General features: G+C 67.2%; 12 protein-coding genes and 1 other RNA gene. 9 read left to right on the forward strand and 4 right to left on the reverse strand.

Annotated elements, in window-relative coordinates:
• The 7 genes from infB to pnp all read left to right on the forward strand — a co-directional run.
• The coding region (infB, locus tag FOY91_RS19120; protein WP_145155328.1) for a translation initiation factor IF-2 at positions 1–1,966 on the forward strand (1,966 nt) is incomplete at its 5' end.
• Positions 1,967–2,052: 86 nt separating this feature from the next.
• A complete protein-coding gene (locus tag FOY91_RS22885; protein WP_420822897.1) occupies positions 2,053–2,163 on the forward strand; it encodes a putative holin-like toxin in 111 nt (36 codons plus the stop codon).
• Between the two features lie 145 nt (positions 2,164–2,308).
• Positions 2,309–2,722 (forward strand): 30S ribosome-binding factor RbfA, encoded by a 414-nt coding sequence (rbfA, locus tag FOY91_RS19125; protein WP_145155330.1) that lies wholly within the window; start codon positions 2,309–2,311, stop codon positions 2,720–2,722.
• On the forward strand, positions 2,715–3,281 hold the full coding sequence (locus tag FOY91_RS19130; RefSeq protein ID WP_145155332.1) for a GNAT family N-acetyltransferase: 567 nt from the start codon (positions 2,715–2,717) through the stop codon (positions 3,279–3,281). Before rbfA ends, FOY91_RS19130 begins: the two co-directional genes overlap by 8 nt.
• Positions 3,266–4,213: a tRNA pseudouridine(55) synthase TruB gene (truB, locus tag FOY91_RS19135; protein ID WP_145155334.1), complete on the forward strand. Its 948-nt coding sequence runs from the start codon at positions 3,266–3,268 to the stop codon at positions 4,211–4,213. The genes FOY91_RS19130 and truB overlap by 16 nt, the downstream gene beginning before the upstream one ends.
• Complete coding sequence (rpsO, locus tag FOY91_RS19140) at positions 4,214–4,483, forward strand: 30S ribosomal protein S15 (protein ID WP_145155336.1); 270 nt, start codon at positions 4,214–4,216, stop codon at positions 4,481–4,483. It abuts the gene before it with no gap.
• A 183-nt stretch (positions 4,484–4,666) separates the two neighbouring features.
• Complete coding sequence (pnp, locus tag FOY91_RS19145) at positions 4,667–7,018, forward strand: polyribonucleotide nucleotidyltransferase (protein WP_145155338.1); 2,352 nt, start codon at positions 4,667–4,669, stop codon at positions 7,016–7,018.
• Positions 7,019–7,232: 214 nt separating this feature from the next.
• On the opposite strand, the gene FOY91_RS19150 is transcribed toward pnp, so the two are convergent.
• From FOY91_RS19150 to mscL, 4 genes are all read right to left on the reverse strand, one after another.
• On the reverse strand, positions 7,233–7,517 hold the full coding sequence (locus FOY91_RS19150; protein WP_145155340.1) for a hypothetical protein: 285 nt from the start codon (positions 7,515–7,517) through the stop codon (positions 7,233–7,235).
• A 127-nt stretch (positions 7,518–7,644) separates the two neighbouring features.
• Positions 7,645–7,938, reverse strand: coding sequence for a hypothetical protein (locus FOY91_RS19155; protein ID WP_145155342.1), 294 nt, complete (start codon positions 7,936–7,938; stop codon positions 7,645–7,647).
• Positions 7,939–8,074: 136 nt separating this feature from the next.
• Positions 8,075–8,418: a transfer-messenger RNA gene (ssrA, locus tag FOY91_RS19160) on the reverse strand.
• Positions 8,419–8,423: 5 nt separating this feature from the next.
• Positions 8,424–8,867: a large conductance mechanosensitive channel protein MscL gene (mscL, locus tag FOY91_RS19165; protein WP_145155344.1), complete on the reverse strand. Its 444-nt coding sequence runs from the start codon at positions 8,865–8,867 to the stop codon at positions 8,424–8,426.
• A gap of 124 nt (positions 8,868–8,991) precedes the next feature.
• Between mscL and FOY91_RS19170 the strand changes: the two genes are divergently transcribed.
• On the forward strand, positions 8,992–9,588 hold the full coding sequence (locus tag FOY91_RS19170) for a LemA family protein (RefSeq protein ID WP_145155346.1): 597 nt from the start codon (positions 8,992–8,994) through the stop codon (positions 9,586–9,588).
• A 13-nt stretch (positions 9,589–9,601) separates the two neighbouring features.
• Positions 9,602–10,402 (forward strand): TPM domain-containing protein (locus FOY91_RS19175; protein WP_145155348.1); only part of this gene is annotated, 801 nt, incomplete at its 3' end.

Raw genomic sequence — 10,402 nt, forward strand, 5'->3', positions numbered from 1 at the left:
CCGCTTCACCCCCGTCACGCCGATCAAGCGGCCCGAGCCGGTGCGCCCCGCGCGCGGCAAGGGCGTGGATGATCGTCGCCAGTCGGGCAAGCTCACCGTCACCAAGGCACTCGACACCGAGGGCGACAGCGCCCGCGCACGGTCGCTCGCCGCGCTCAAGCGCAGCCGGGAGAAGGGCAAACGCGGCCAGTCGAGCGGCCCGTCCGCCAAGCAGGTGCGTGACGTGGTGGTGCCGGAGACGATCACCGTCGCCGAGCTGGCCAACCGCATGGCCGAGCGCGGCGCCGATCTGGTGAAGGCGCTGTTCAAGATGGGCATGCCCGTCACCGTCAACCAGTCGATCGATCAGGATACGGCCGAACTGCTCGTTACCGAGTTCGGCCATAACCTGAAGCGCGTGTCCGATGCCGACGTCGAGATCGATACCGATGGCGATATCGATGCCGACGAGACGATGGCGACGCGTCCCCCGGTCGTGACGATCATGGGCCATGTCGATCACGGCAAGACCAGCCTGCTCGATGCGCTGCGCGGCACCAACGTGGTGTCGGGCGAGGCCGGTGGCATCACCCAGCATATCGGCGCCTATCAGGTGACGATGGCGGACTCATCGAAGATCACCTTCCTCGATACGCCCGGCCATGAGGCGTTCAGCGAGATGCGCGGGCGCGGTGCCAACGTGACCGACATCGTCGTGATCGTGGTGGCCGGCGACGATGGCCTGCGGCCGCAGACGATCGAGGCGATCAGCCACACCAAGGCGGCCGGCGTGCCGATGATCATCGCGATCAACAAGATGGACAAGCCGGGCAGCAATGCCCAGCGCGTCCGCGAGGCGCTGCTGCAGTATGACGTCCAGGTGGAGAGCATGGGCGGTGAAGTGCAGGACGTCGAGGTTTCCGCGCTGACCAAGATGGGGCTGGACGACCTGATCGAGAAGATCCAGCTCCAGGCCGAACTACTCGAACTGCGCGCCAACCCGGATCGCGCCGCCGAAGGCACGGTGATCGAGGCGAAGCTCGACAAGGGCCGCGGCCCGGTCGCGACGATCCTCGTCGGGCGTGGCACGCTGCGCGTGGGCGACATCTTCGTCGTCGGCGCCGAAAGCGGCAAGGTGCGCGCGCTGGTGGACGACAAGGGCAAGCAGGTGAAATCGGCCGGTCCGTCCGTGCCGGTCGAGGTGCTCGGCCTGTCCGGCGTGCCGTCGGCGGGCGATCCGCTGTCGGTGGTGGAGAATGAGGCACGCGCCCGCGAGGTCGCCGCCTATCGCGCCGGCCTGATCCAGACCAAGCGCACCACCACCGTCCCCGCCAGCCTGGAGTCGATGTTCTCCGCGCTGAAGGAGAAGCAGGCGATCGAATATCCGCTGGTGGTGAAGGCCGACACGCAAGGGTCGGTCGAGGCGATCGTCAACTCGCTGAACAAGATCAGCACGGCCGATATTCGCGCCCGTATCCTGCATTACGGCGTGGGTGGCATCACCGAGAGCGATGTGACGCTGGCCGCCGCCAGCCGCGCGCCGATCATCGGCTTCAACGTGCGCGCCAATGCCAAGGCGCGCGAGTTCGCCACCCGCGACGGGGTCGCGCTGAAATATTACGACGTGATCTACGCGCTGCTGGACGAGATTCGCGCCGGCATGGCGGGGACACTGGGGCCGGAGTATCTGGAGCATGTCGTCGGCCGCGCCGAAGTCCGCGAGGTCTTCTCGGCGGGCAAGCACGGCAAGGCGGCGGGTCTGCTCGTGGTGGATGGTTACATCCGCCAGAAGCTGCGTGCCCGCGTGCTGCGCGACGACGTGATCGTGTACAACGGCTCGATCGCCTCGCTGCGGCGCTTCAAGGACGATGTGCCGGAAGTGCGCGCTGGGCTGGAGTGCGGCATTACCATCGAGGGATCGATCGACATCAAGCCGGGCGACATCGTCGAGACGTTCGAGGTCGAGGAGCGGGAGCGCACGCTTTAAGCCACGCGTTCCATCAAGCCGTTTGACCGTTCCCTATTTGTTCCTATACACTTCCTAGCGGCGCCCAACCGGGGCGCCGTTGGGAGGTGGTTCGTATAAGCATCGCGGAGACTGTGGCATTGGTTCTCGGCGTGGCGACTTTCATCGTCGCGATGCTCGGCCTGGTGGTGAAGATCATCGAGTTGAGCCGCCGTTAAGCCAGTGCGGGGTCCGGCGCGGGAACGCCGGCCCCCGCAAATGATCCGAGCCCGGATGCGGGAACATCCGGGCTCGGAGAATGATCGTACAGCATCGATCGACTGTGGCCCTCCCGATATACGACCGAAAGCCCAACGAGACAATATGCGCCGCAACGAGACCCCCGAAGGCCAGTCGATCCGCGTGCTGCGGGTGGGCGAACAGGTGCGCCACGCCCTGTCGGACGTGTTGATGCGCGGCGACGTACACGATGCGACGCTGGCCGCCACGATGGTGTCGATCACCGAGGTGCGGATGTCGCCCGACCTGCGCCACGCCACCGCCTTCGTGAAGGCGTTGGGCACCGCGGACGAGGCGGTCGTTCTCAAGGCGTTGCGGACCAATACGGCTTATCTACAGAGCGAGGTCGCCCGCCGGGTAAACAGCCGCTTCGCCGCCAAGCTGCGCTTCCAGCCGGACGAGAGCTTCGACGAAGGTGGCAAGATCGATCAGTTGCTGCGCGATCCCAAGGTGGCGCGCGACCTGATCGAGCCGGACGAGCCGACGCCCGATGCCTGACACCGCCCGCCCGGGCGCCCGCGCCGACCGGCTGACGGCGCCTCTGGCCGACGGGGTGGCGCATCTGGAGCCGCTTGGTGAAAGCCACCGCGAGCCGCTGCGCGCCGCCTGTGCCGCAGACCCGGCGATCTGGGATATCTATCCGGTCAGCTATGCCGGCGCCGGCTTCGACCCCGCCTTCGACGCGCTGACCGATACCGCCGGGCGGGTGCCGTTCGCCGCCCTTGCCGGTGGCGTGCTGGTGGGGATGACCGGCTATCTCAACATTGCCGGGAAGCACCGCGTGCTGGAGATCGGCGGCACCTATCTCGCGCCGGCCGCGCGTGGATCGGGCCTCAACCGGCGGTTCAAGCAGCTGCTGATCGATCACGCCTTCGCCTGCGGCTTCCACCGTATCGAGTTCCGCATCGATGCCCGCAACGCGCGCAGCCAGGCGGCGGTGGAAAAGCTCGGCGCGCGCCGCGAGGGCGTGCTGCGCGATCACATGATTACCTGGACCGGCCATGTCCGCGACACCGTGGTCTTCGCGATCCTGCAACGCGAATGGGCGGCGCGCTGATGCTGCACGGCTGGATCATCATCGACAAGCCGGTCGGCCCCGGATCCACGCAGGTCGTCTCGGCGGTGAAGCGGGCGATGCGCGCGGGCGGCTACGACAAGGTGAAGGTGGGCCACGGCGGCACGCTCGATCCGCTGGCCTCCGGCGTGCTGCCGGTGGCGCTGGGCGAGGCGACCAAGCTGTCGGGCCGGATGCTCGATGCCGACAAGGGCTATGACTTCACCATCGCGTTCGGCGAGCAGACCGACACGCTCGACCGCGAGGGGCCGGTGATCGCCACCTCCCCGGTGCGGCCGACGCTGGCGCAGATCGCGGCGGTGCTGCCCGCCTTCACCGGCGCGATCGAACAGGTGCCGCCGGTCTATTCCGCGCTGAAGGTGGACGGCAAACGCGCCTACGATCGCGCCCGCGCCGGCGAGGACGTGGCGATGAAGACGCGCGCGGTGACGATCCACGCGCTCGGCGCTGCCCCCCGTGTGGGCGGAGACGACGCGGCCGGTGGCGAGCCGCTGGACTCGATCACGCTGTCCACCCGCGTCTCCAAGGGTACCTACATCCGCAGCCTCGCGCGGGACATCGCGCTGGCGCTCGGCACGGTCGGGCATGTGGCCATGCTGCGGCGGACGAAGGCAGGGCCGTTCGGCCTCGCCGGGGCGATTACGCTGGACAATCTGGCCGAAATGGGCGATGCGCGCCGCCTTGAAGACATACTCTTGCCGTTGACGGCGGGACTGGACGACATCCCGGCCCTCCCCGTCACCCCCGATCAGGCAAGGGCGCTCCGCGAGGGGCGCATCGTGATCGGGAACGCCGCAGCATCGGGGCTCCACATGGCGATCGACGGACAGGATCCGGTCGCGCTGGTGGATATCTCCGGGCCCGAAATACGGGTGGTGCGCGGTTTCAACCTACGGATGTCGAAGGAAGACTGAATGACGATCACCGCAGAGCGCAAGACCGACCTCATCAAGGAGCATGGCCGCACCGAAGGCGACACCGGCTCCCCCGAAGTCCAGGTCGCGATCCTGACCGAGCGCATCACCAACCTGACCGAGCATTTCAAGGGCCACGCCAAGGACAACCATTCGCGCCGCGGCCTGCTGATGATGGTCAACAACCGTCGGAGCCTGCTGGACTATCTGAAGAAGAAGGACAGCGGCCGCTATCAGGCACTGATCGCGAAGCTGGGGCTTCGCAAGTAATCCGGACGGCCCCCGATTTCGGGGGCCGCTTCGTTTCCGGGCCAGCGCGGGTGCGCGGTCCGGCACTGCCCGCATCGCGGCACGAGGCTGCGATCCGGTTCCCGGGCGTCTTGCCCGGATTGGCGCTGATGCAGCGCCACACAGGCCCCGGTGGCATACGGCCATCGGAGAGAAGGAAACCACATGTTCGATATCAAGAAGCAGGAAATCCAGTGGGGCGGCAAGACGCTGACGCTGGAAACGGGCCGTGTTGCCCGCCAGGCCGACGGCGCGGTGATCGCGACGCTCGGCGAGACGATGGTGCTGTGCGCCGTCACCGCCGCCAAGTCGGTCAAGGACGGGCAGGATTTCTTCCCGCTCACCGTCCACTATCAGGAAAAATATTCGGCGGCCGGCCGCATTCCCGGTGGCTTCTTCAAGCGTGAGCGTGGCGCCACCGAGAAGGAGACGCTGACCAGCCGCCTGATCGATCGCCCGCTGCGTCCGCTGTTCCCGGAAGGGTTCTACAACGAGATCAACGTGATCTGCCAGGTTCTCAGCTACGACGGCGAGAACGAGCCGGACATCCTCGCGATGATCGCGGCGTCGGCGGCGCTCACCATCTCGGGTGTGCCGTTCATGGGGCCGATCGGCGGCGCCCGCGTCGGTTACATCGACGGTGAGTATATCCTCAACCCGACGCTGGACCAGATCAAGGAAGGCGAACTCGACCTCGTCGTCGCCGGCACCACCGATGCGGTGATGATGGTGGAATCCGAAGCCAAGGAGCTTTCGGAAGAGATCATGCTCGGCGCCGTGATGTTCGCGCATCGCGCATCGGCCGAAGTGGTCGAGGGCATCATTGGCCTGGCCGAGAAGGCCGCCAAGGATCCGTGGGAACTGCCCAAGCTCGACGACGGCGGCGACCTGAAGAAGAAGGTCAAGAAGCTGATCGGCGACGGCCTGACCAAGGCCTACAAGAACACCGGCAAGGCCGACCGCGTCGCCGCGATCGCCGAGGCGAAGAAGGCGATGCACGAGCATTTCGCCGATGCGGACGCCGAGACCCGGCTGAAGGCCGCCAAGCTCGGCAAGAAGCTGGAAGCCGACATCGTCCGCACCGCCATCCTGAAGGAAGGCCGCCGCATCGACGGCCGCGACACGAAGACGGTTCGCCCGATCGAGTCGATGGTCCACTTCCTGCCGCGCGCGCACGGTTCGGCGCTGTTTACCCGCGGCGAGACGCAGGCGATCGTCAGCACCACGCTCGGCACGCGCGACGCGGAGCAGATGATCGACGGGCTGAACGGCCTGAACTACGAGAACTTCATGCTGCACTACAACTTCCCGCCCTATTCGGTCGGTGAAGTCGGCCGCTTCGGCGCGCCGGGCCGTCGCGAAGTCGGCCACGGCAAGCTGGCATGGCGGGCGCTGCATCCGGTGCTGCCCACCAAGGAGGAGTTCCCGTACACGATCCGCGTCCTGTCCGACATCACCGAGAGCAACGGCTCGTCGTCGATGGCGACGGTGTGCGGCGGGTCGCTGGCGATGATGGATGCCGGCGTGCCGCTGAAGCGCCCGGTATCCGGCATCGCGATGGGCCTGATCCTCGAGGGCAAGGAGTTCGCCGTGATCTCCGACATCCTCGGCGACGAGGACCACCTCGGCGACATGGACTTCAAGGTAGCCGGCACCAGCGAGGGCATCACCAGCCTTCAGATGGACATCAAGGTCGCCGGCATCACCGAGGAGATCATGAAGGTCGCGCTCGCGCAGGCGAACGAGGGCCGTGCCCACATCCTCGGCGAGATGGCCAAGGCGCTCGACACCACCCGTTCGGAACTCTCCGCCCACGCGCCGCGCATCGAGACGCTGCAGGTGCCCAAGGAGAAGATCCGCGACGTGATCGGCACCGGCGGCAAGGTGATCCGCGAGATCGTGGCCACCACCGGCGCCAAGGTGGACATCGAGGACGACGGTACCGTCAAGATCAGCTCGTCCGACCCCGAGAAGATCGAGGCCGCGCGCAAGTGGATCGTCGGTCTCACGCAGGAGGCCGAGGTCGGCAAGGTGTATGACGGCAAGGTCGTCAACCTCGTCGATTTCGGTGCGTTCGTGAACTTCATGGGCGGCAAGGACGGTCTCGTCCACGTCTCGGAGATCAAGAACGAGCGCGTCGCCAAGGTGTCCGACGTCCTGTCCGAAGGGCAGGAAGTGAAGGTCAAGGTCCTGGAGATCGACCAGCGCGGCAAGGTTCGCCTGTCGATGCGCGTCGTCGATCAGGAGACCGGCGCTGAGCTGGAGGACAGCCGTCCCCCGCGTGAAGGTGGCGACCGCCCAGATCGTGCCCCGCGCAGCGATCGCGGTCCGCGTCGTGACGGCGGCGACCGTGCCCCGCGTCGCGAAGGCGGCGACCGCCCCGATCGTGGCCCGCGTCGTGAAGGCGGCGGTGATCGCCCCGATCGCGGCCCGCGCCGCGAGCGCAGCGAAGGCGGCAACGACGACGGCCCCGCGCCCGAGTTCGCGCCCGCGTTCCTGACGCGCAACGACGACTGATCCTCGACTTCATAGTCGAACGGAAAGGGGGGCTTCGGCCCCCTTTTTTGTCACAGGCGCTCGGGCGTTCGCCTTCTCGGGGGCGGACCGGGATGCCCCTTGGCTGCAATGCTCTATCCGCACGGCCCACGGGGCTCAGACATGAAAAAGGGGCCTCGCGGCCCCTTTTCCGTCGCCGTTCCGGGAGAAGGGCTGCCCCCTCCCCCGAAGACGATCACATCGCGTTGACGGTCGCGGAATTGACCGCTGCCGCGTTCACGTCCGCATCGTCGATCGCGTCGGACTTGCGGTCGCCCTCGTCGCGCAGCGCGTCGGCACGGTTTTCGAGTGCGTCCGAAGTCGCCTCGTTGGCGGTGTTGTCGGCAGCGGCGTCGAGTGCGTCGGCCTGATTGTCATAGGCCTGCTCGACGTTCGAGCCGAGCGAGTCGTCACCCTTGCCGCCGCATGCGGCGAGACCGACGAAGGCCGCGACCACGGCAATTTTGTACATGCGGTTCATGCGAGATACCCCTGCTTCCATCCGTGTCCCACATGCGGGCGCGGCTGTGGGGAGTGAAAGCCACCCACCCCCCTGCCGGTTCCGCCAAATGCGACGAAGCGAGCCGACGGCAACCGTGATGCGAAGATTATCGCGACCCGGGCTTGTCTTCCGGCGCATCGCCCGCCGCCCGCAGCGCCGCCTCGTGGCCGGCGACATCGGCCGGCCCCTCCGGATGCGGAGCCTGCGTATCGATCGGACTGTTGGGCGTAGCACCCGATATGCTGCGGCCGGACTGGTCGAGCGGATCGGCGGCGGCGGAAGCGCCACCCAGGCCGCCACCACCCGGTCGCACCGGACGGGCGGTATCGCTCACCACCTTGGCCGCGGTATCGTCGGGCTTCGCGTCCTGCCCGATCCCGGGGTCGTCATGTTCCGCCATCGTCGCCTCCATCATGAGTGATGGCGAGGAAACGCGCAGTCGAGACGATGGCCTCAACGGCCTTGCGGCCCGGCGACGGAGCGTGCGGAAAATGCGAAGTGGGGAGCTTCTGTTGCTCGGTGCCCCCCGTACCGCCGGTGTCCGATTCTGTTGCCCGGTTCGGCCCGAACCGCGCTTAAGCCTTGTAACCTACTCCCCGAAGGGCGTCAGTTACGCAGCAATCGCGAGTGCTTCGTTATCGTTAGCACTTGTGGTTTTGATCGGTTTTACGGCTCAATCAGGCCGGGCAAAGACATCGCCTTTGAACACACGTCGATCCTGGTTCGGCCCCGTCATAAACCTCGTTGCCGAGGCTTGTGGTGGAGCCGCCGGGTACTGCCCCCGGGTCCGCTGCGTCTATTATGCGACATGATTTATCACCATAGCCGGGCGAACCCGGCACCGAACGATATAGACCCGGTGCCGGCGTTTGGAAAGCCCCGCCGCTACGGGCGTCGCGCGCGCAGTTCGTCGCGGATCTCGCGCAGCAGCACCACATCGGCGGCGTCGGGTGCGGGTGCCGTCTCCACCTTGGCGCGATCCCGCTCGGTCAGCCGGTTCACGGCGCGCACCAGCAGGAAGATGATGAAGGCCACGATCAGGAAATTGACCGCGATCGTGATGAACTGACCGTAGCCGAGCAGCGGCACGCCGGCCTTCTTCAGGTCGGCATAATTATTGATCGAGCCGACATAGCCTGCCGGCACATCGCCCATCCGTACGAAGTAGTTCGAGAAATCCAGCCCGCCGGTGATCTTGCCGATCACAGGCATGATGATGTCGTCGGTCAGCGAGGTGACGATCCGCCCGAATGCGGCGCCGATGATGACCGCTACCGCCAAATCGAGCACGTTGCCGCGCGCGATGAATGCCTTGAACTCGCCGAGCATGGCCGTCTCCCTGTTGATGTTGCCGGTGTCGCCTGGCGGCGCGGGGATTTCAACCCGGCGATTGCCGCCCGTCGCGCGCTCGTTTATCTGTCGGGCCTGTCACCACCACGGGGCCTGCCCAGCTATGACGATGTCGCGCCGCCTTACTCTCGCGCTCTCCGCGCCGATCGCCGCGCTCACGCTGTCGGCCTGTGGCCTGAACAGCGTGCCCGAGGCGCAGGAAGCGGCCAAGGCGCGCTGGGCGGACGTTCAGAACGAATATCAGCGCCGGGCGGACCTGATCCCCAACCTCGTTTCCACCGTGAAGGCGGCCGGCGCGCAGGAGCAGGGCACGCTGACCAAGGTGACCGAGGCACGCGCCCGCGCCACCTCGATCAACATCACCACCGACGACCTGAGCAACCCGGAGGAGTTCAAGAAATTCCAGGATGCCCAGAACCAGCTGACCCAGGCGATGGGCCAGCTGCGCACCGTGGTGGAGGCCTATCCGCAGTTGCAGACCAACCAGAACTTCATCGGCCTGCAAGGGCAGCTGGAGGGCACCGAGAACCGCATCGGCATCGCCCGGCGGGATTACAACGCGGCGGTGCAGGCTTATAACACCCGCATCCGCACCTTCCCCGATGCGATCGGCGCCAAGATCTTCCACGGCGCCAAGCCGATGATCCCGTTCGAAGCGGTGTCCGCCAACGCGCAGGTCGCGCCGACGGTCAATTTCTGAGGCGAGGCGGGTGATCGCCCGCCCCGTTCGTGCCCTGTTGCTGCTGCTGGCGTTGCTGCTGGCGGGGCCGGCATGGGCGCAGACCTTCCCCAAGTTCACCGGCTTCGTGGTGGATGGCGCCGACGTGCTGCCGCCTGCGCAGGAAGCGGCCCTCACCGCGAAACTCGACGCGTTGCAGAAAGCGACCGGGCGCCAGCTCGTCGTCGCCACCGTCCCCGGCCTGCAGGGCTATACGATCGAGGACTACGGCTACCGGCTGGGCCGCGCGTGGCGCGTCGGGCTGAAAGGCCTCGACAACGGCGCGATCCTGCTGGTCGCGCCCGTCGAGCGCAAGGTGCGGGTGGAGGTGGGCTATGGCCTCACCCCGGTGCTGACCGATGTCTACTCCACGCTGCTGATCCAGAACCGCATCCTCCCCGCGTTCAAGGCGGGGGATCTGCCCGGCGGCATCGCGGCCGGCGCCGATGCGCTGATCGAGCAACTCAGCCTGCCCGATCCCGAGGCCAAGGCGCGGCTGGACGCCGCGGTCGCCGAACATGACGCGGCGCGCGAGGGCGGCGGCGGCTTCCCGCTCGGTCTGATCTTCTGGGGCATCGTCGCGGCGTTCGTGATCCTTTCGATGCTGCGCAGCGGCGGGGGTGGCGGCGGCGGCGGCGGCCGGCGTTTCCGGGGTGGTCGCGGCGTGGCGCCGGTGATCCTGGGGGGGCCGGGGCTCGGCGGCGGTGGTTTCGGGGGCGGCGGGGGTTCGGCCGGCGGTTGTGGGGGGCGGGTGGGCGCGGGGGTCGGGGGGGGCGGGTGTAGGTCGGTTGTGGGG

It is taken from the genome of Alterirhizorhabdus solaris, assembly GCF_007785815.1.
In the GTDB taxonomy this organism is placed as follows: Bacteria; Pseudomonadota; Alphaproteobacteria; order Sphingomonadales; family Sphingomonadaceae; genus Alterirhizorhabdus; species Alterirhizorhabdus solaris.

Excerpts from the sequence above, each read along its gene's own strand:
- rbfA (WP_145155330.1), top strand. The coding sequence starts at position 2,309 with ATGCGCCGCAACGAGACCCCCGAAGGCCAGTCGATCCGCGTGCTGCGG.
- FOY91_RS19130 (WP_145155332.1), top strand. The coding sequence starts at position 2,715 with ATGCCTGACACCGCCCGCCCGGGCGCCCGCGCCGACCGGCTGACGGCG.
- truB (WP_145155334.1), top strand. The coding sequence starts at position 3,266 with ATGGGCGGCGCGCTGATGCTGCACGGCTGGATCATCATCGACAAGCCG.
- rpsO (WP_145155336.1), top strand. The coding sequence starts at position 4,214 with ATGACGATCACCGCAGAGCGCAAGACCGACCTCATCAAGGAGCATGGC.
- pnp (WP_145155338.1), top strand. The coding sequence starts at position 4,667 with ATGTTCGATATCAAGAAGCAGGAAATCCAGTGGGGCGGCAAGACGCTG.
- FOY91_RS19150 (WP_145155340.1), bottom strand. The coding sequence starts at position 7,517 with ATGAACCGCATGTACAAAATTGCCGTGGTCGCGGCCTTCGTCGGTCTC.
- FOY91_RS19155 (WP_145155342.1), bottom strand. The coding sequence starts at position 7,938 with ATGGCGGAACATGACGACCCCGGGATCGGGCAGGACGCGAAGCCCGAC.
- mscL (WP_145155344.1), bottom strand. The coding sequence starts at position 8,867 with ATGCTCGGCGAGTTCAAGGCATTCATCGCGCGCGGCAACGTGCTCGAT.
- FOY91_RS19170 (WP_145155346.1), top strand. The coding sequence starts at position 8,992 with ATGACGATGTCGCGCCGCCTTACTCTCGCGCTCTCCGCGCCGATCGCC.